At 57.2% G+C, this 18,601-nt stretch carries 19 protein-coding genes and 1 pseudogene; 13 read left to right on the forward strand and 7 right to left on the reverse strand.

Features of this window, described 5'->3' with window-relative positions:
- Positions 1-3: 3 nt before the first annotated feature.
- Positions 4-752 (reverse strand): annotated as a pseudogene (locus Pan181_RS16105) (IS5 family transposase).
- A gap of 137 nt (positions 753-889) precedes the next feature.
- On the opposite strand from Pan181_RS16105, the gene Pan181_RS16110 reads away from it, so the two are divergent.
- The 5 genes from Pan181_RS16110 to Pan181_RS16130 all read left to right on the forward strand — a co-directional run bounded on the left by Pan181_RS16110 (position 890) and on the right by Pan181_RS16130 (position 6,141).
- Complete coding sequence (locus Pan181_RS16110) at positions 890-1,339, forward strand: putative signal transducing protein (protein ID WP_145248128.1); 450 nt, start codon at positions 890-892, stop codon at positions 1,337-1,339.
- Positions 1,340-1,584: 245 nt separating this feature from the next.
- Complete coding sequence (locus Pan181_RS16115; protein ID WP_145248131.1) at positions 1,585-2,022, forward strand: 3-hydroxyacyl-ACP dehydratase FabZ family protein; 438 nt, start codon at positions 1,585-1,587, stop codon at positions 2,020-2,022.
- An 8-nt stretch (positions 2,023-2,030) separates the two neighbouring features.
- Positions 2,031-2,744: a 3-keto-disaccharide hydrolase gene (locus Pan181_RS16120; RefSeq protein ID WP_145248133.1), complete on the forward strand. Its 714-nt coding sequence runs from the start codon at positions 2,031-2,033 to the stop codon at positions 2,742-2,744.
- Positions 2,745-3,460: 716 nt separating this feature from the next.
- Positions 3,461-4,288, forward strand: a complete 828-nt coding sequence (locus Pan181_RS16125; RefSeq protein ID WP_145248135.1) for an enoyl-ACP reductase FabI — start codon at positions 3,461-3,463, stop codon at positions 4,286-4,288.
- Positions 4,289-4,569: 281 nt separating this feature from the next.
- Entirely contained in the window at positions 4,570-6,141 is a 1,572-nt protein-coding gene (locus Pan181_RS16130) for a serine/threonine protein kinase (RefSeq protein ID WP_145248137.1), read from the forward strand.
- Between the two features lie 83 nt (positions 6,142-6,224).
- Here the strand turns inward: Pan181_RS16130 and Pan181_RS16135 are convergent, their stop codons facing one another.
- Positions 6,225-7,295 carry a 3-oxoacyl-ACP synthase III gene (locus Pan181_RS16135; protein ID WP_145248139.1) on the reverse strand — a complete coding sequence of 357 codons (1,071 nt, stop codon included), beginning with the start codon at positions 7,293-7,295 and terminating at the stop codon, positions 6,225-6,227.
- Between the two features lie 91 nt (positions 7,296-7,386).
- On the opposite strand from Pan181_RS16135, the gene Pan181_RS16140 reads away from it, so the two are divergent.
- Both Pan181_RS16140 and Pan181_RS16145 read left to right on the forward strand, forming a co-directional pair.
- Complete coding sequence (locus tag Pan181_RS16140; protein WP_145248141.1) at positions 7,387-8,127, forward strand: CPBP family intramembrane glutamic endopeptidase; 741 nt, start codon at positions 7,387-7,389, stop codon at positions 8,125-8,127.
- Between the two features lie 595 nt (positions 8,128-8,722).
- Entirely contained in the window at positions 8,723-9,466 is a 744-nt protein-coding gene (locus Pan181_RS16145) for a gamma-glutamyl-gamma-aminobutyrate hydrolase family protein (protein WP_145248144.1), read from the forward strand.
- A gap of 167 nt (positions 9,467-9,633) precedes the next feature.
- Here Pan181_RS16145 and Pan181_RS16150 read toward each other — a convergent pair whose 3' ends face one another.
- Positions 9,634-10,212 (reverse strand): DJ-1/PfpI family protein, encoded by a 579-nt coding sequence (locus tag Pan181_RS16150; protein WP_145248146.1) that lies wholly within the window; start codon positions 10,210-10,212, stop codon positions 9,634-9,636.
- 47 nt (positions 10,213-10,259) lie between these two features.
- On the reverse strand, positions 10,260-10,649 hold the full coding sequence (locus tag Pan181_RS16155; RefSeq protein WP_197528415.1) for an acyl-CoA thioesterase: 390 nt from the start codon (positions 10,647-10,649) through the stop codon (positions 10,260-10,262).
- 244 nt (positions 10,650-10,893) lie between these two features.
- Between Pan181_RS16155 and Pan181_RS16160 the strand changes: the two genes are divergently transcribed.
- From Pan181_RS16160 to Pan181_RS16170, 3 genes are read left to right on the forward strand one after another with little or no spacing between them, the layout of a single operon-like run.
- On the forward strand, positions 10,894-11,391 hold the full coding sequence (locus Pan181_RS16160) for an acetolactate synthase (RefSeq protein ID WP_145248149.1): 498 nt from the start codon (positions 10,894-10,896) through the stop codon (positions 11,389-11,391).
- Between the two features lie 38 nt (positions 11,392-11,429).
- Positions 11,430-12,146 (forward strand): hypothetical protein, encoded by a 717-nt coding sequence (locus tag Pan181_RS16165; protein ID WP_145248151.1) that lies wholly within the window; start codon positions 11,430-11,432, stop codon positions 12,144-12,146.
- 14 nt (positions 12,147-12,160) lie between these two features.
- Positions 12,161-13,483: an HD domain-containing protein gene (locus Pan181_RS16170; protein ID WP_145248153.1), complete on the forward strand. Its 1,323-nt coding sequence runs from the start codon at positions 12,161-12,163 to the stop codon at positions 13,481-13,483.
- A gap of 39 nt (positions 13,484-13,522) precedes the next feature.
- On the opposite strand, the gene Pan181_RS16175 is transcribed toward Pan181_RS16170, so the two are convergent.
- Together Pan181_RS16175 and Pan181_RS16180 are read right to left on the reverse strand one after the other, a co-directional pair.
- Positions 13,523-14,698 (reverse strand): response regulator, encoded by a 1,176-nt coding sequence (locus Pan181_RS16175; protein WP_145248155.1) that lies wholly within the window; start codon positions 14,696-14,698, stop codon positions 13,523-13,525.
- 69 nt (positions 14,699-14,767) lie between these two features.
- Positions 14,768-15,313: a sensor histidine kinase gene (locus Pan181_RS16180; protein WP_145248157.1), complete on the reverse strand. Its 546-nt coding sequence runs from the start codon at positions 15,311-15,313 to the stop codon at positions 14,768-14,770.
- A gap of 21 nt (positions 15,314-15,334) precedes the next feature.
- Here Pan181_RS16180 and Pan181_RS16185 point away from each other — a divergent pair, with 21 nt between their 5' ends.
- From Pan181_RS16185 to Pan181_RS16195, 3 genes are all read left to right on the forward strand, one after another.
- A complete protein-coding gene (locus Pan181_RS16185) occupies positions 15,335-15,799 on the forward strand; it encodes a helix-turn-helix domain-containing protein (protein ID WP_145244956.1) in 465 nt (154 codons plus the stop codon).
- Positions 15,787-16,434: an IS630 family transposase gene (locus tag Pan181_RS16190; protein ID WP_145244957.1), complete on the forward strand. Its 648-nt coding sequence runs from the start codon at positions 15,787-15,789 to the stop codon at positions 16,432-16,434. Before Pan181_RS16185 ends, Pan181_RS16190 begins: the two co-directional genes overlap by 13 nt.
- 242 nt (positions 16,435-16,676) lie before the next feature.
- The gene (locus tag Pan181_RS16195; RefSeq protein WP_145244898.1) at positions 16,677-17,618 is read left to right on the forward strand and encodes an IS5 family transposase; all 942 of its coding nucleotides are present in this window, start codon (positions 16,677-16,679) and stop codon (positions 17,616-17,618) included.
- Here Pan181_RS16195 and Pan181_RS16200 read toward each other — a convergent pair whose 3' ends face one another.
- On the reverse strand, positions 17,619-18,596 hold the full coding sequence (locus Pan181_RS16200; protein WP_145248159.1) for a sensor histidine kinase: 978 nt from the start codon (positions 18,594-18,596) through the stop codon (positions 17,619-17,621).
- Positions 18,597-18,601 lie beyond the last annotated feature (5 nt).

Below are 18,601 nucleotides of genomic sequence, written 5' to 3' on the forward strand. Positions count from 1 at the left end.
CATTCATGCCAAGCTGATCATGAGTGACGCCAGGCAGAGGAATCCATCGTAGTTTCGATCAGTTTTATCGTATCGTGTAGCGACCCTACGGTAGTGTTTTAACCGGTTGAAGAACCGCTCCACGACATTTCGGAGTTTATAGCGTGTGCGATCGTACCTTTTCTGTCGAAACCCACGGCGAGTCGGAATCACCGGCTTCGCGCCTTGGCGACGAATCTGATCGCGAAACCAATGGCAATCATACCCTTTGTCGGCGACGACGTATTCGGGAGTTAGTCCTTCCAGCAGCGTTTCTGCTTGGTGCATGTCGTGTCGGTTGCCACCCGTCAAAGTCAGACGAACCGGGCGGCCATCGCCCGTTACCGCGGCGTGGACTTTCGTTCCCCAACCTCCGCGCGAGCGGCCCATGGCTTCGCCACCGAGCCCCCTTTTACGCCCGCTGCGTGTTGATGGGCTCGGACCGTTGTCGAGTCGAGTAGCAAGTGCTCCAAGTCGGGCTCTTCGCCCAGAGTCTCCAAGACTTGCCGCCAGACGCCACGCTTGCACCATCGATTGAAACGCTGAAATACCGAATTCCAAGGGCCAAAGCGAGTGGGAAGATCGCGCCACGGCGCGCCTGTGCGGGCGATCCACAACACCGCGTTCACGAACCGACGATTGCTCGCCGCGGTTCGACCGGGATCGCCGGATTTGCCAGGCAAATGGCCTCGAATCTTCAACCATTGTTCGTCTGTCAGTTCGTGCCGTCGCATCTATTCGCTCCTCCATGAGCAGGTAGGGGACGACACCGTGATACCATTTCGACAAAATCTACGCTACATAAATGTCAACACGACCTAGTGTCGATTAGCGAGGATTAGTGTTCCCACAACTCCACTGCCCATAAAGCATGAACGACGAGAATCCCTACAAGTCGCCTGAGACGCGGGCGGATAGTGACTACTCTGAATCGGAGTCGGACTCGCAGTCCGGGGAGTTTGGCGAAGAACGCTTGGTGAAGTTAACGTCGTATTCGACGATTGCCGAAGCCCAGTTGTGCCAGGCTGTTTTGCAGCAGGAGGGGATCGACTGCTTTCTGGAGAACGAAGCATCGGTCGGTGTGAACTGGCTTTGGTCGAATGCACTGGGTGGTGTCAAACTGTTAGTACCCCACGAACAGCTTGAGGCCGCAACCACGCTGCTCGAGAGTGTGCAGTTAACAGAGAGTGCAAAACAAGACCTTGGCGACATTACTTTCGAGTGCGAAGACTGCGGCGCACAAATCACCTTCCCCGGCGAGCGCCGCGGCAAGACCGAGACCTGCCCCAAGTGCCATGAGTACGTCGACGTGCCGGAGTAGGGTGCGATGAGGGAACACGAATCGACGCTGATCTTCGCCAATCGAATCGATCCGCGTCTTTCAGCGGTCATCAGCGGTTTTCCAAATCCCCGATAGCCGCCAAGTCGGTCCGGGCTTACACTAGGGGGCCCTACCGTATTGCCTTCCCGGGCCCCCTTTGTTTTCTCCCAGCTCATTCGTTGGCTTGCCGGGCCATTGCCTGCGGGCGAAACGAGCCTGAGTCCCTCCGCGCTTAACCGAGAATCATGTCGCTAGAACAAATCAAAGCCGCTATTCCGCATCGTGAGCCGTTTTTGCTGATCGACGAGATCGTGGAGCAAGAGGAGAACCGTATTGTTTGCCGGAAGAAATTCTCTGGCGCGGAGTTCTGGTACGCCGGGCACTACCCCGACTATCCGATCACCCCTGGCGTAATTTTGTGCGAAGCGAGCATGCAGGCCGGCGCCGTGTTATTATCTAAGCACGCTGCCGACAAGCCGGGGGCGGTGCCCGTGGCCACGCGGGCCAACAACGTTCAGTTTCGCGATATGGTTCTGCCGAACAGCGAGGTCAACATCGAAGTCGAATTGACCGAGCGGCTAGCCGATGCGTTTTTCCTGAAAGCAAAAGTTACCAACGTCACGAGTGGCAAGCTCGCCTGTCGATTCGAGTTCGCCTGCACCCTGACCAATCCACCACAATGAGGTACGTCATGCGTTATTTGCTAAGCCTGTTGATGCTTGCCGTTGCTACCACCGCTTTGGCCGAGACTCCCGAAACCATGCCCGAGGGCTTTACCTCGTTGTTCGAAGGCAAGGACCTCGAAGGCTGGGTTGGCGGCACCACGATCGATCCGGAAAAGATCACCGAGAAGCAGCAAGCGGAGTGGGATAGCCAGGTGCCGGAGCACTGGAGCATCGATGGCGACCAGATCGTCTCCGATGGCCACGGGCCGCATTTGGTGACCGACAAGAAGTACGGCGATTTCGAGATGTACATCGATTGGAATCTGGCCCCCAAGGGCGACAGCGGCATCTACCTGCGCGACTGCCCACAGATTCAGATCTGGGATCCTGAGAACGAAGCCGCCCACGTGCATGGCTCCGACAAAGGTTCCGGAGCCTTGTGGAACAACCAAAAGGCCGAGAAGTGGCCGCTGATGAAAGCCGACAAGCCGTGCGGCGAGTGGAATCGCATGTACGTCCGCATGGTCGGCCCGTACGTAAAGGTGGTGCTGAACGACCAGTTGGTGGTCGACGACGTGCTGCTCGAAAACTACTACGATCGCAGCAAGCCCGTGCCAGCCGAAGGACGCATCCAACTGCAAACCCATGGCAGCGAAACCCGTTTCCGCAACATCTGGGTCCGCGAACTCGATAAAGACGAAAGCGCCAAGCTGCTCGAGGAAATCGAGAGCAAGCAGTAGCCGCCTGCGACGTCTCGTCGCGCGGATGGCCATCGAGCGCTACGCTCCTCGCACAATCTGCCCGAAGCCGAAGACGATGTCCGCATCGCCTACTCGGCTTCGGGTTGTTGCGCGTTCTACTTTGTGAATCCACGACGACATCGGCGATGGACAACAATCCCTACGCGGCGTCAAACACATTGCCAACGCCTGAGGTTTCTGCCCCGCCAGGGCGGTGTCCTACCAAATGCGTTTATGGCGGCTTGGTAACCATTTACACCATCGCTTGGGGAGCGATCTCAGGCTGGATTGGGCTACACGTTCTGGCAGTGCTCTGCACTTGGTTCAATCTACCGGGATTGCTCACGCTTCAGCATGGAGAAGGACTGTTTCACCTTCTGTTTTTCCTGCTGTCGATCGTTGGTGGAATGGTGCTCGGGTGGAGCACCCGTCGGAGCTCTACGTGGCATCGCATTTGTATCTGGGGTGGGAGCATGGCTGTGCCGCTCTTTGCATGCGGATATGCATACAAGGTCTATCTGGTTCAACCATTCCTTGGTATCGAACATGTATTATTGTTTGATCTCATTACTGTCGACCTACTTGTCTGGACCATCGCCGGCGGTGTTGTGATGCTGTCCGGGATGCTAGGCTGGGCGATTCGTTCCACACACCGCGTCCTGCGAGTTCCCCCCCTCCCCTAGCCCTCCCTCGCCGCAAGGACTGGGAGCGACGCCATGCCGACCGATTTCCTACAACTTGCTGGTAAAACTGTCCTGGTCACTGGGGTGGCCAATCGCAAAAGCGTTGCCTGGCACATCGCCGAGCAACTCTCGCAGGCCGATTGTCGCGTGTTGTTTTCCGTACGCAGCGACGCCCGGCGGGAGCAAATTGCTCCCCTCGTAGAAAAAAAATTAGGGGGCTCTCCCGACGACATCCTGGTGTGCGACGTCGAGCACGAGGACCAAATCGTTCGGCTTGCCGAACAGGTAGCCGAGCGGTGCGATCAACTCGACGGTTTGGTGCACTCGATCGCGTTCGCCGATTATGAAGATGGCATGAAGCCGTTCCACGAGACCTCGAAGCGGGCGATGCTGCGAACGTTCGACATCTCGTGCTACTCGCTGGTGTCGCTCTCCAACGCACTGAAGCATCAACTCGCGAAAGACGCTTCGGTAGTAACGATCACAATTTCCACCACCCGCATGGCAAGCGAAAACTACGGATTTATGGCTCCAATTAAGGCAGCGCTCGATTCGTCGCTGGCCTTTTTAGCAAAAAGTTTTAGCAATTTTAGTGAAATTCGCTTTAACGGGGTCGCCGCCGGTTTACTGAAGACTTCCGCCTCGGCCGGCATCCCTGGCTACGTCGACAGCTACTTATTTGCCGAGCAGGCGACGCTCCGGCACCGGGCAGTGTCCACCGCCGAAGTCGCTTCTACGGCGGTTTTTCTGCTAAGTCCTCGCTCCGCAGGCATCAATACGCAGCGAATTGTGGTGGATGCAGGAATGGAAACCAACTATTTCGATGCCGATATCGTCCGGCGGCACCTTGAGGGGTCGTAGCGGTTAGGCCTGGGATCGGGGGCCCGACACCATATTCCTAAGTGAAATCTACTGGAAGAGTTAGGACGTCCGTGCTATCGTGATAGATGAGAGGAGTACTGCATTGCTGGCAATGGTAGGTCCTTGCCACCCCTCTTCCAGTCGTACTGGCAGAGGTCCCCAGCACAGAGCACATGCGCAGGGCGGCGCGAAGGGGCCCGGCCTGACGAGTTGTTAGCTCGCGCGTACGACTACGGAACAGACTTATCCAGGCGGCCGACAATCCTAAGCCCCCCCCATCGATGCCAGAGGCCATCACCAACAAGCTGCTGCACGATCTACGACGTAGCGAACTGATTGAGGACGACCAACTCGAGGCGTTTCTCAAGCAGCTTGCTTCGCGACACGGAGGGTCTGTACCTGATGCTCCCGAAGTGATCGCTGGCGAGCTGGTCGCCAACGGCCTGTTAACTGAATGGCAGTCCAAGAAATTGCTGGCCGGCAAGTACAAAGGCTTTCGCCTGGGCAAGTACAAACTGCTCGGCGAAGTCGGCAAAGGCGGCATGTCGGCCGTGTATCTGGCCGAACATATCCTCATGCGTCGCCGGGTAGCGATTAAGGTGCTGCCTAAGGCCCGAGTGAAGGACTCTTCGTACCTCGAGCGTTTCCGGCTCGAAGCACGGGCGGTGGCCAAACTCGACGATCCCCACATTGTTCGCGCGTTCGATATCGATAACGAAGGCGACACCCATTACATCGTGATGGAGTATGTCGACGGGCAGGACCTGCACCGCTTGGTCTCGCAGAATGGCCCGCTCGATCCCGACACCGCTGCCGATTACATCGCCCAGGCAGCCACCGGTCTGGCCCACGCTCACGAAAAAGAGCTGGTGCATCGCGACATCAAGCCGGCCAACCTGTTGGTCGACCGGGCTCAAACCGTGAAGCTGCTCGATCTTGGCCTGGCCAAACTGGCCGAGGAAGAACAAACCTCCCTCACTCTGGCCAACGACGAAAACGTGCTCGGCACGGCCGACTACCTGGCCCCCGAGCAGGCGCTTAACAGCCACTCGGCCGATCATCGCAGCGACATCTACAGCCTGGGTTGCACGCTTTACTTCCTGCTGACGGGTCGTCCCCCCTTCCCCGAAGGCACCATCTCCGAACGCCTGCTGAAGCATCAGGTGGAAGAACCGGAGAACCTACTGAAGCTGCGTCCCGACCTGCCGATGTCGCTCGTCGAGATCTGTCAGAAGATGATGCAGAAGCGGCCCGAGCTTCGCTTCGAAACCGCAACCGAAGTGGCCGAGAAACTCACCCAATGGCTCGCCAGTCGCGGACGCACCGTGCGGGGCGGCAGCATCGAGCCCAGCGACGAAGGCAGCGGCGTCGGCAGCGGCATCCTCACCCGCTTTGCGGTCCGACCACCGAACAGCGCGATCGGCACTCCGCCGAGCAGCGAGACTATTTCGAACGTATCGGCCGATCGCGACACGAAGCGATTGAACGACTCGTCGGGCTCCGGCGTGTTCATCGACGACGACATCGCCCTGGCTCCGATTGAAGACGACGACGAGCCACGCAAGAACAAAGACAAAGCCCGCTCGTCCGACGTACTCGGTGATGGCCCCACGAAGTCAAAGAGCGGCCCCTCGAGCAGCGGTCCTCCTACGATGTCGTTGCTTGAGGAAGAGTTCTCGAAGGAAGAGAAAGAAGTGAAGCCTCGCTTCTCAGGCGAGTACGAATACAACCCACTGCACCCGCCAGGATTCTCGAATCCCTACCAGAAGACCCCTTGGGGTCTGATCTTCGGCATCGGCGGAGCCATTCTCATTGTGCTGACAATCGTGTTGGTGATTATCAACAACAGTTAATCGCAGCTAGGCAACGCTTCGACCGCAGCGATTTACATTTCATACTTGCTGGGTCTGCGTCGCTATCGCTCCGTGCCTGCACGCTACTGGGCGGTGATTTGCTCGATGCCGCCGGCGACTTGGGTTTTGTACCACTGGCAACCGAGCATCACGCAATTGATGCCCGATCCGATGCCGAGTAGGGCCAGCTTTTCGCCATCGGCTGCGGGACGCTCTTCCAGGCCGCGGGCCATGGTAATCGGCAGCGCGGCCGAACCGGTGTTGCCGAGCACTTCGAGCGTTGCGTAGTCGATCGCGGGATCGAGTTCGAGCGCGGCAAACAAGAGCTTGCGATGCGCGACGCCGACCTGATGACAGAACGTGCGATCGATGTCGTCGGGAGTCCACCCGGTATGTTGCTTGAATCGTTCGAAGGTTGCTTTGCCGGTCGCAATGCCTTCGTTCATCAGGGCCTCGCTGTCGGTCTGCATGAGTTCGACATGCCCATCGCTCTGACACAGGCCATGATGCTGGGTGCGGCAGTGAACCGCTCCCCCCAGCAAGCGATTGCCGGTTTGGCTCCGCTCGGCACTGGTTAGCACGAACGCCGCGCTGGCTGAGCCGATGGTGAGCGAGGCCACAGCCAACTTGATCTGGTTCCGCGTGAGCGACATATCGGCGTTCAGCTGGGCGATGGTGCCCTCGACCAGGTTGCGACCACTCTCGGTGCCAACCACGAGCCCCGCTTCGATCTGGCCGAGCTCGATCATATTGGCCACCTGCACGATGCCATTCAGGAGTCCCAGGCACGCATTCGACAGGTCGTAAATCACGCAATCGTCGGGCAGACCCAGCTCGTGATGCACCCGGCAAGCCGTGGCCGGCTCGAGAAAATCGCGGCAGACCGAACCATGCACCAGTGCCCCAATGTCGCTGGCAGCCAGACCGCTGGCCTCGAGCGCCCGACGAGCCGATTGGATACTAATGGTGCTGGGACGCGTTTGCGGGGCGTAGAAGCGACGCTCGGCGATACCGGTCATCAGCTCCAGCCGGCCTTCGGGGAGCTTCAGGCGCTGGTAGACCGGGGCCAATTGCTGTTCAATGGATGCGGTAGTTACGACTTCTGCCGGAAGCGTGTAACCAAGCGATTCGATGCAAACGCGAGAATACTGCATGGGAAACGACGGGGATGGAGTATCGGAAACCAGGAGTTAGAGCGTAGAGGTTCCACGTGCATCGGTAAAGCGGCCCCGTGAGGAGCAAGAGATGGCGGACAAACAACCAAAGACCCCCAGCGAGATCTCGGCCCAGGGCGAACTCATGGCGATCGGCATCGCCTGTGTGCTGCCGACCTTTGTGACACTCGCCTACTTCGTGGCCGCTGCCGAGATGGAGTCGGGCGTGCAGCAGGCTGTGTTTGCGGTGGCCAAAGTGGTGCAGTTTTCCCTGCCAGCCGCCTGGGTGGGACTCGTTTGCCGCGAGCGGCTCGGCTGGCCCGCCTGGAATCCCCGCGGCCTGGCACTCGGTATCGCGTTCGGGCTGGTGATCGCGGCGGCGACCTTCGGGCTGTACTTCTGGCTCAGCCCAACCGAGCTGATGCAGCAAGCATTGGTGCCTATTCGTGAGAAGATCACCGGCATGAACCTGAACTCGCCAGTCAAGTTCATCGGGCTTGGCGTGTTCTATTCGCTCTTTCACTCGCTATTAGAAGAGTACTACTGGCGGTGGTTCGTGTTTGGCCGGCTGCGCCGATTTGTGCCTGTTGGGGTTGCGATTGCCATCTCTTCGATAGCATTCGCAGCACATCACGTGGTGGTGCTCTGGGTCTATTTCTCCCACGCCCCCGCGGTCGCTCTATTGCTAGCAGCCGGGGTCGCGGTGGGGGGTGCATTTTGGGCTTGGCTTTATCATCGCACTCAATCTATATATTCCATATGGGCAAGTCATCTTCTGGTCGACGCGGCCATATTTGGGGTTGGATACTTCATATCCGAACTATTAGCGTAACGACCTACCCCAACTAGGCGACTCAACATCTACGGACCCCCACGGCTCGCTAGCACACCATGTTGTGCACTTTAATTTTTTTGAGCCAAATGAGGGAAAGCTCTTGCTATTTTAGCTTTGCCTCTTAAAGTTACTCCTTATCTGACTTGCATCCTTCCTGCTTGCCGCGTGACACGGCATCACATTTTGGAGTTCTGCAGAAGACGTTCGATAGGGAAATCGGGAGTTATTCGTGGGGAGCGCTTATTGGAGCTGCTCTGGCGGATGAATAAGCAATTTTAGTTTCGTTATACATTCGTGCACAGGATGGCACGATGATAGCTAGTTCATCGCTTTAGCATCGCCATACCCCTTCCTCCTGTTGACCAAGCAGCCGCTTGGTTGAACATACCAGCCATCCAGGTACCGTAGACTGGCAGCAGAGGCCTAGTACGGTATCGCTACGGTTGTTTTTTCACTTTCTTCGTCCATGCTCTACTTCGCAACGGCAAGTGAGTAGCACTCTTTCGACGATGAAGGCCCTCGATCTTCGGATCCCCTTGGGCTCAGTCTGTGCAAAGCCGCTACTCGCTACTTTCCCAGGGAGTGAAGAAAGATGTCGAAACCAGTGATTGGTTTGAATGCTGACTATCGTGCGGCCAACGGTGATACCCCGGCCTTCTCTTACGTCGGTGCTGGCTACTACGATGCAATCCTCAAAGCGGATGCGATTCCGCTTGTGCTTCCGCCTTTGGAAGAGATGGACGATTTAAACCAAGTACTCGATTTGCTGGATGGGGTTCTGCTGGTCGGCGGTGCCGATCTCGATCCTCGTCGCGATGGCTGGATGCTTCATCCCACAGTACGACCTCTTGATCCCCGCCGCGAAGTGTTCGACCGTGCCTTGGCTCGCCTGGTTTGCGAGCGCCGGATTCCTGTATTCGGTATTGGTGCTGGCATGCAATTGTTGAACGTCACCTTGGGTGGCAACCTGCTGCTTCACATCCCCGAAGATCGCCCCGACGCATTGCCTCACCGTGATGCCCTTGATCCACAACACCGCCACACGCTGGAAATCATGCCTGGCTCGCTGCTCGATCGCGTGTATGGCGATGGCGAACTACGCGTGAACAGCCGTCACCATATGGCCATCGATGAATTGGCCGACGGATTTGCCGTGACTGCGAAATGCCCCGATGGCATCATCGAAGGCATTGAATACCAGGGCGAAGATTGGTTTGCCCTCGGCACCCAGTTCCACCCCGAAGCCAACACCGCATCGGCTTTGGACATGCGTATTTTTGAAGAGTTCGTCATTGGCACCAAGGAAAACGCCGAAGCGATTCGTTTGGTTGCCTAACCAAAAGACACCTCGTTGAAGTCTTCCTCCCGCCAGCGACAGGATGTTGCTCAACGCGGAATGCCTCCGACCAACGCGTCATGCACACGGATCGTGCATGACGCGTTTGGCTTTTATGGAGCGTGTTCGCGGTTCGCGAATCGCTCTTTCTAGGTTCAGCAACGGCTTTAGCTGATCTTGGTGCCAAGCACCTCGAGAAACGCCCGCATCCAGTTGGCGTTCGCCGGCCAGGCGGGAGCGGTAACTAGCTTGCCATCGGTGATCGCGCTATCGAGTCCGGCCGAGGGGGTGTCCCAGGTCGCGCCGGCCGCTTCCAGCTCGGGACGCACTGTGGGGTAAGCCTGGCAGCGTTTGCCTTCCACCACCTTGGCAGCCGCCAGGATCAGCGGGGCATGGCACGTTGCGGCAATCGGCTTGTCGGCCGCGGCGAACTGCTGCACTAGCTCGATCACTCGCGAGTCGATCGCCAGGTACTCGGGAGAACGCCCACCTGGCAGCACCAGCGCGTCGTAGTCGTCGGCCTTGGCTTCGGCAAACGCAGCAGTGACAGGGAAGTTATGCCCCCGCTTCTCGCTGTAGGTTTGCTGACCTTCGAAATCGTGAATCGCGGTGGCCACGGAGTCGCCCGCCACTTTATCGGGGCAGACGATATCGACCGTGTGCCCCACCATTTGCAGAATCTGCAGCGGCACCATGGCCTCGTAATCTTCGACGAAGTCGCCGACTAGCATCAGGATCTTAGACATAATTGAGTTCCGGAGTGTTATGGAAGCGAGGAAGCGGCGATCGGTGGCTACTCTTTCATCAGCAGATACTCTGGCAAACGCTGCAGATTGCCTTGGCGGTCAATACAGGCGATCGTGCTCGAACCTTCGGCGATGAGCAGCCCGTCGCGGTACACCATGTACTCGTTGTCGATGCGGGCACCTCGCGCGCGAGTGACCCGTACCTTGATGTCGAGGATATCGCCAAATCGTGCGGGCATGCGATAGTTGCAAGCGATCTTGTTCACCACCAGAAAGATGCCATCTCGCTCGAGATCGGCATACTCGTGCCCCCACTCCCTTAGATGGTACAGCCGGGCCACTTCGAAATACTTGATGAAGTTGGCATGGTGCACCACCCCCTGGGCGTCGGTCTCGTAGTAGCGAACCTCGAGTGGGAATTGGAATTCATGAGACACTTTTTGCACATCCCTCCGTGTTGAAGCCAGTCGGATCGTCGCCTTTATCTTAGTAATTTCCCTGGCAGGTGGCTTCCCGGGGGTTCCGGCAAATGCGGCCGTCCGGTCGGGCCCGGTCGAGGGGGCTTGCGTTGAATGAAACGCCGATTTCGCCTATAGTTACGGCGACAAGCGGCCCCCTTTCCCGACGGTTCGTAGATGCCGGGCATGGTGGTCGCAGGGCATTTGAAACGAAAGCTACCACATGAGCATAGGCGAAGGAGCGGGAACCGAATTTGCAACCGCGCGTGGTCGCGACTATCCCTCCATCCGACAATTCACCGTATTTCTTGAGAATCGTGTCGGACAGTTGCTGGAAGTGATTCGCAAATTCCACGGCAGTCAGGTCCGAATCGTGGCTCTGAGTATCTCGGATGCCACGGAGTGCGCCCTGGTACGGTTTCTGCTTAGCGATCCCGAAGCGGGCCGCGAGATCCTGGAACGGGCCGGTCTGGCGATCGTCGAGTCCGACCTGCTGGGAGTCGAGCTACCAGAGACGCCGCAGCCAATGCTCGATTTGTGCACCGCTTTGCTCGCAGCCGAGGTGAACATTACTCAGGTCTACCCGCTGCTCGCTCGCCCAACCGGCCAGCCGGCCGTGGCGATCATGGTCGATAATACAGAGATGGCGCTCGACACCCTCTCGAATCGAGGGTTTCGAATGATTAACGAAGACGAGCTCAGGCAATACGATTCGCAATAATTCGGCGCATCGTGGGTTAGAGAAGAAATACGACATCCATGGCCATACAAGTTACATGTCCCGGTTGCCTGAAGCGATTCAGTGTCGGCGACCAGCACGCGGGTAAACAAGGCCCGTGCCCGAACTGCAAAAAGACGATCACCATTCCCAAGCTGGAAGATCAGGTGATCGTACACGAGGCGCCGCCCGAGGGGCCGGTCGACTCACAGGGCCGCAGTGTCCTCAAGACCTATCGCAAGAAAGACGCCAAGTTCTCGCCGATCATGGCAGGCGTTGCCGTCGGCGTGGTGGTACTGGCCGTGGTGGCCGCGGTGCTGATGAAGTCGGCCGTCCAAGCCGACAGCCTAGCTTCTATCGCCATCATGGCAGTTGCCGCAGCAGTGCTGGCTCCGCCGATCGTGGCTGGCGGCTACATGTTCCTGCGCGACGACGAACTCGAACCTTACCGTGGTACCATGCTCTGGGTGCGAGCCATTGCCTGTGGACTCGGATTCGTAGTTGCCTGGCTGCTCTATGGATTTATCCTCAGTCGATTCACCACGCCTGAAGACATCGTAGCGGGCCTCGAATGGTGGCAACTGCTAATTCCTTTGGTCGTGATGTTCATGGTCGGGCTTTTGGCAAGCTACACAAGCCTCGACCTGGAACCGATCAGCGCGATCATGCTCTTCGCCCTATTCTTCATCAGCACGGGACTGCTGCGAGTGGTCATGGACCTGCCCTTCGTACCTGGCCTGGTGTTTGGTAGCAACTGAGTACGACACCCGCGATGCCCCATCCTTATGCTGCCATTCCTGAGTTTGCCGAGCGGTACTCGACGAGCGGGCTCATGCGAATGCCGCCGTGCGACGATATCCCCCTCACCCCGCGGGTGCGGCGATTGATCGACACGCCTGCGTTTCAGCGTTTGAAGCAGGTATCGCAACTCGGGCTCGTACGGATGGTCTATCCCGGCGCGGGGCACTCGCGCTTTGAACACTCCCTCGGCACGTATCGTACCGCCCTGCAGTTTCTCGAACGACTCTCCGGCGACGACCGTTTCACCGCGGCAGTCTCATCGCGCCAGGCAGAGTTGTTCCTGCTAGCCGCGCTGCTGCACGATGTAGGGCACTGGCCGTATTGCCATCCGCTGGAAGACATCGCTGCCGAAGGCGTGGTGGTCCACGAGCAACTCGCCCGCCAGGCGATTACCACAGGTCCTCTGGCCGAAGCGCTGGCAGACGACTGGCAGGTCGACCCTGCCGAAGTGGCCGACCTGATTGCTGGAAGTACCACATCAACTGGCGATGAGATCGTCGCCAGCATGCTTTCGGGGCCGATCGATGTCGATAAAATCGACTACCTGGCGCGCGATAGCCGTCACTGCGGAGTGCCCTACGGCCAAAACTTCGACCAGTCCCGGTTGGTTGCGAGCTTGTGTCTGAACGAAGCGGGCAATCGCATCGCAGTGACCGACAAAGGGAAGACTGCTGCGGAGCTAATGGTGTTCGCAAGGTACGTGATGTTTAGTGAAGTCTACTGGCATCACGCGGTGCGTTCGTCCACGGCGATGTTGCAGCGGGCGGTGTTCGATGTGACCGACCGGCTGGATTGGGCGTATCTGTTTGCGTCGAGCGATGCCCAGTTTGCCGAACACCTTCGACAGCATACCACCAACATTCCCGCATCCGCTCTGGTGGAAAGTTTGTTTGGCACGCAACGTTCGCTGTTCAAACGCCTGGCCCAATACAGCTATCTGGATTCGCCAGAATTGCATACCAAACTCGCCCGCCAGCCTTACGCCTGGCTCGTGGAGCGTAGCAGCCAACTTGCCGAATGCCTGACCAAGCAATTGGGAATCGATGTCGCCCCGCACGAAGTGCTGATTGATGCTCCTCCGACCAAGCTCGAGGTGCAGTTCAACGTCGATGTCTGTTACACCAAACGCGATGCGTACCGCCCACTAGGCGAAGTCTCGCCAGTGGTGCGAACGTTGGCTCGCGAGCAGTTCGACAACTACGTAAAGCAAGTGCGGGTGTTCGTCGCGCCGCGCGTCGCACAGGCCGCCCGCGGAGTAGACATCGACCGACTGCTCGACGAAGTGACCAGCTAGACCACTGAAAGCTTTCGTCGAAGCCATTCGCTCGACAGACTATTTATTGGCTGCCATCTGGGCAATCTGCGAAGAGCAACTCGACGCGTATACCATGACCACATCGGAAGCCAGCAAGTTACCGTAGTGCGTGAGCAGCTTCTCGAGTGCAACGCCCGAGAGTCGCTGCCCTTTGCGGAGCAATCGCGAATCGTCGCGTGTCATCACATCGTTGTACAGTACCATGCCTTCTTCGAGTTCTTCGACCGACAAGCAAACTGGAGCAAGGTGTTCGGTGTCGATGTGAGTTCGCTCCAGCTCCTCGACAAAGGCCTTGTGCAGTTGCGGGAGCAACTGTCGCATCTCCACCATGGCATCCTTGTTGCTCATTCCGATGCGCGACAGGCAATTCCATTGCATGGCAATCCGCAGCAGGGTCGCCCCCGTATGAATGACTTCCTCTTCTTGAGGAGTGAGTGACACGGTGCAACTTCCATCGACGTTGACCGATTCGCGAATCATCGAAGCAATGGTGCCGAGTCGTGGAATTTTCTCCAATAAACGGGCACCGGTTGCTGCGCTGGCCGCAAGAATCTCTTGGAGTTCAGGATCGTCAGGCGAGCAAGTCTCAAGCTTGTGTCGCTTATCATCGGGCAACAAAGCAAAGCCAACAATGCCCAACCGGGCAGCCAGCTTATATTCCCAACGATCAGTCGCGTTGATCGCTGCGCGAAGGTTGTCGACCATCGTTTGAATTTCGTTGCTGCGGCTGAAAATCTCAGGCTGCACGATTTCGAGCACGTCGGTCAGCACCCCCACCGCACCGCTAAACGTTTTATGTAGTAGCACCCGTTCGGCAGTGATTAGCCGATATTGATCCAGCCCGGCGTCGAGCGCGCGGCGGATATGATCGTGATCGCAGGGCTTATTGAGGAACCGGAAGACCTGACCATCGTTCACCGCCTTGATGGCTGTCGCCTGATCCTGGTTGCCGGTGAGCATCATGTACACAGAGTCGGGCGCGATCATACGTGCTTGCTGAATGAACTGAATTCCATTCATTCCTGGCATACGCATATCGGTAAGCACCACGGCAAATTCGCCATGGGTCTCGATTTCGTGCAGCGCCGCATCGCCTGAGTTTGCGGTGACTAAATCGTAATAGTCCCCCAAACGACGTCGTAGACCGTTGAGCAAAGGTTGCTCATCGTCGACGATCAATAGTCGCTCGCTCATCGGTTAGCCCCCAAATTAAATTGATCTGACTCGCTAATAAACATAGCTCGTTCCCATCAACACTCTGCATTAAACAGGAACAGTCTCCGGGTTATCCGCATTCGATTCTACGGGTTCTTCCTGTTGATCCGTTGAAGAGATCTGTGCTCCCTGTAACGGCAACCGCACACAGAATTTAGTCCCCTCCCCAGTCTCTGTTTGAACATCGATATCTCCCCGATGCTTATTCACAATGATATCGTGCGAAATTGCTAGCCCTTGCCCTGTTCCTTTCCCGACCTCTTTGGTGGTGAAGAAGGCGTCGAAGACTCGCTGGCGAGCTTCCCGAGGGATGCCTGCTCCGTTGTCAGCTACTTCGATCACCGCAAACAAACCATCTTGGTAGGTTCGCAAGACGATTTCACCTCGATGGGTTTCGTCTTTCGCATGCTTTTCGCGAATAGCGTCGGCCGCATTCACAATAAGATTCAGTATCACCTGGTTCAATTCTGCCGGTAATACCGGCACCAGTGGCAGCTCGGCGTCCAATTCATAGAGCACGTCCGCATCGTACTTCCACTTATTGCGACTTACCGTCGCTGTGCTGCGGACTAGTACGTCTTTCCTGAAATCCATTCCGCTGCTATATGCTGCGGAATGAAAAAGCACATTGTTTGCCTGGACCACCAGGCCCGTGGAGGTTTGGAGCAGCTAGCACGCTCAGGCGCCCGCGCGGCGCAAGTGGTGCGTCGCTGCCAGATATTATTGAAATCGGACTCGGGATGCACCGACGAAGAGATCGCCGAGCATGTGGGCTGCACGACGCGCAACGTCCGAGCCGTCCGAAAGCGGTTCTGCGAAGAGGGCGTCCAGCGGGCGGTGTACGATGCGCCTCGCTCGGGCCGCCCCCCAGAGTTCACCAAGCGGCAGCAGCAACAGGTAATCGCCCTGGCGTGCAGCGAGCCGCCCGAGGGACGGGCTCGCTGGACGCTGGAATTGTTGTGCGAGCACGCGGTGAAGGAAGGCTTCGTCGATTCGCTCAGCGTGACGGAGGTCTCGCTGTGGCTCAAGGAACACGACCTGAAGCCGTGGCGAAAAAAACTTGGTGCGTGCCCAAGCTGAACGACGAGTTCTGTGAGCGGATGGAGGACGTCCTCGAGCAGTACGAGAAGCCGCTCGACCCGAACGAGCCGGTCGTCTGCCTCGACGAGCAGCCCTATCAGAGGGTCGACGACGCGCGGCCGCCCGAGCCCGCGGCACCCGGCAAGATCGCGAAGCAGGACTACGAGTACCGCCGCTGCGGAACCTGCAGCGTGTTCGTGGCGGTCGAGCCGAAGGCGGGCAAGCGATTCGTTCAGGCCAAGCGTCACCGCAAGCGAGCCGACTTCGCCCGGTTCGTCCGCGACCTCTTGAAGCGCTATCCCGACGCAGAGCGGGTTCATCTGGTGATGGACAACCTCAACACGCACAACGAGAAGTCGTTGATCGAAACCTTTGGCGAGGAGGCGGCTCGGCCAATGCTGGAGCGGATTGTGTGGCATTTTACCCCCAAGCATGCCAGTTGGCTCAACATGGCCGAGATCGAAATCTCGGCCATACAGCGACAATGCCTGGGACGTCGGTTGGCTTCGCTCGACAAGGTTCAAAGCGAACTCTCCCACTGTTCACGCGACCGCAATCGGAAGAAAATCAAAATCAATTGGACCTTCCATCGAAAAGACGCCAAACGCGTCTTCCCTGAACTCTATAGGAAATGACTTCCGGGACGACGTACTAGGTGATTCAAATCGGTTGCGATGAGTACCTGACTTCCGGGATGAGAGAATTCTTTCATCGCACGCACAATATTCACGACCCGTTCGATGCCCTCCTGGTTTTCGGCAATCGCGGCTGGCACTTCCGCTTTCAATTCTTCGTGGCCTTGTTGAACAATTAGTCACAAACCTCCGTAAAAACTAACGTGGAATGGAACCACGTACCTTTTTTACGGAGATCGAACATGGCTACGAAAGAAAAACGAACCTACAAAGTCACGAACTGGAAGGAGTATAACAAGTCGCTCATCGAGCGTGGAAACATCACTATTTGGTTTAGCGACGAGGCGTTGGAGAACTGGGAACATCCTAACGACCAGACAAAAGTCGGTCGCCCTTTTGTCTTCAGCGATACGGCGATCGAGTGCTTGCTGACGATTCGCGAACTGCTGAAACTTCCCTATCGGCAGACTGAGGGATTCGGCCGCTCGCTGGTGGCGATGTTGGGCGTCGAGGCAGCGATTCCCAATTATTCTTCGCTCGCCAAGCGAGCCAGCAAGCTGAATGTTTCGCTCGATATCGCTAACAAGAGGGGCGACATCGATATCGTGGTGGATAGCACCGGCATGAAAGTGTTTGGCGAGGGCGAATGGAAGATGCGGACGCATGGCAAGTCGAAGCGGCGGACATGGCGGAAGCTGCATTTGTCGGTGAATCCTGACACCCGCGAGATTGTGGCGGAGATTTTGACCGAGAACAGTTGCCACGATGCCGATGCGGTTCCCGAAATGCTGGAGCAGGTGGAGCAGCCCGTAAAAAAGTTTCACGGCGACGGTAGTTACGACAAGTGGAAGGTTTATGAAGGGCTGGAATCCGAAGGCATTGAGCCGGTGATTCCGCCGCAGCACAACGCCAAGATCAAACAACATGGCAACTCTGCGGAGGAGCCTTTGCCCCGGGACGAGGCAATTCGTCAGATTCGACGCAAGGGGCGTAGGAGTTGGAAAGAGGAAGTGGGCTATCATCGTAGAAGCTTGGCGGAAACGACCATGTACCGAGTGAAACAAAGCTTTGGGAGCCATCTCAAAAACCGAGTATTCGAAAACCAACAAACGGAAGCCCGCTTGCGCTGTAAAATCATCAATCAATTCACCCAACTCGGGCTTCCACAGTTCGAGTGGAGTTAGTCAACAAGGCCATTCTTCGTGATGACATTCTTCGAGCACCTCGAGAGCCATCTCACGGCGTTCTTGCCAGGAAACACTCGGGCCATTTAGGTCGGTTGTTTCGGCATAAGACTGGGCAATTCTCAAAAGTCGTTCCATGCACTGCTGAAGATACAGCGAGTTGTCACTAATGAACTGCATGGGAGTGTTGATCTCATGGGCGACACCGGCCGCCAGCTGACCAATGGACTCGAGTTTCTGAGCCTGCGCGAGCCGCTGCGACATTTGTTGCCGCTCTTTCATCGAGGTCAGCAACTCTTCGGTCCGGCACTTCAGCTCGTTTGTGCGCTGATCGACGATCGACTCGATATTGTCTTTTGCATCCTCTAGTTCCGCTTGACTGCGAGCGGAGTTACGCATCTCACGACTCCCTCGCAAACAGCTCCACACCAGAAAAACATCCTCAAACAGCACCCATCCTGCGTGTTCAAAGGCCCTGGTCGTACTGGCCGCCAGTGCTCCGAATACCGATTCGGGCCAGAAGACTCCTCGAAACAGATGGTCGACGGTCACGACGACCGTAGCAGGCACCAGCACTCGCCAGTCCCGGTAAAACGCGAGAAAGGCCAAGGAACCGAAGATATGAAAATGAGTCTCAATGCGTCCTCCTGACAAATGAATGAGCAAGCCCGAGTAACCAGCTTGGGCCAGTGATATGACCAACCGAGTCGCAAAGCTACCGGGAGCAATCACCGCCAGAGTCACTGGCAAAATCGAAAGCAGTCCTCCCAGCACGATAGCCGCAAAAAGGTGTACATTCCAAGAGCTCTCAGTACCGACCCAGGTCAACGGTGTAAACCAAGCAGCCATCGCAATGGCCGCAATCCACTGCAAGATAAACAACAACGCGAATACCCGATCGGTTCCGATATACAATCGCTGCTGGCGATCGTATAGGATCTCGTCGGTACGTCGGTCGATGTTGTTTTTGGAATTCAACGTTC

The organism is Aeoliella mucimassa (assembly GCF_007748035.1).
Classification (GTDB): Bacteria; Planctomycetota; Planctomycetia; order Pirellulales; family Lacipirellulaceae; genus Aeoliella; species Aeoliella mucimassa.

What these genes read in the sequence shown, in the direction of transcription:
- Pan181_RS16110 (WP_145248128.1), top strand. Translation starts at nt 890, where the DNA reads ATGAACGACGAGAATCCCTACAAGTCGCCTGAGACGCGGGCGGATAGT.
- Pan181_RS16115 (WP_145248131.1), top strand. Translation starts at nt 1,585, where the DNA reads ATGTCGCTAGAACAAATCAAAGCCGCTATTCCGCATCGTGAGCCGTTT.
- Pan181_RS16120 (WP_145248133.1), top strand. Translation starts at nt 2,031, where the DNA reads ATGCGTTATTTGCTAAGCCTGTTGATGCTTGCCGTTGCTACCACCGCT.
- Pan181_RS16125 (WP_145248135.1), top strand. Translation starts at nt 3,461, where the DNA reads ATGCCGACCGATTTCCTACAACTTGCTGGTAAAACTGTCCTGGTCACT.
- Pan181_RS16130 (WP_145248137.1), top strand. Translation starts at nt 4,570, where the DNA reads ATGCCAGAGGCCATCACCAACAAGCTGCTGCACGATCTACGACGTAGC.
- Pan181_RS16135 (WP_145248139.1), bottom strand. Translation starts at nt 7,295, where the DNA reads ATGCAGTATTCTCGCGTTTGCATCGAATCGCTTGGTTACACGCTTCCG.
- Pan181_RS16140 (WP_145248141.1), top strand. Translation starts at nt 7,387, where the DNA reads ATGGCGGACAAACAACCAAAGACCCCCAGCGAGATCTCGGCCCAGGGC.
- Pan181_RS16145 (WP_145248144.1), top strand. Translation starts at nt 8,723, where the DNA reads ATGTCGAAACCAGTGATTGGTTTGAATGCTGACTATCGTGCGGCCAAC.
- Pan181_RS16150 (WP_145248146.1), bottom strand. Translation starts at nt 10,212, where the DNA reads ATGTCTAAGATCCTGATGCTAGTCGGCGACTTCGTCGAAGATTACGAG.
- Pan181_RS16160 (WP_145248149.1), top strand. Translation starts at nt 10,894, where the DNA reads ATGAGCATAGGCGAAGGAGCGGGAACCGAATTTGCAACCGCGCGTGGT.
- Pan181_RS16165 (WP_145248151.1), top strand. Translation starts at nt 11,430, where the DNA reads ATGGCCATACAAGTTACATGTCCCGGTTGCCTGAAGCGATTCAGTGTC.
- Pan181_RS16170 (WP_145248153.1), top strand. Translation starts at nt 12,161, where the DNA reads ATGCCCCATCCTTATGCTGCCATTCCTGAGTTTGCCGAGCGGTACTCG.
- Pan181_RS16175 (WP_145248155.1), bottom strand. Translation starts at nt 14,698, where the DNA reads ATGAGCGAGCGACTATTGATCGTCGACGATGAGCAACCTTTGCTCAAC.
- Pan181_RS16180 (WP_145248157.1), bottom strand. Translation starts at nt 15,313, where the DNA reads ATGGATTTCAGGAAAGACGTACTAGTCCGCAGCACAGCGACGGTAAGT.
- Pan181_RS16185 (WP_145244956.1), top strand. Translation starts at nt 15,335, where the DNA reads ATGAAAAAGCACATTGTTTGCCTGGACCACCAGGCCCGTGGAGGTTTG.
- Pan181_RS16195 (WP_145244898.1), top strand. Translation starts at nt 16,677, where the DNA reads ATGGCTACGAAAGAAAAACGAACCTACAAAGTCACGAACTGGAAGGAG.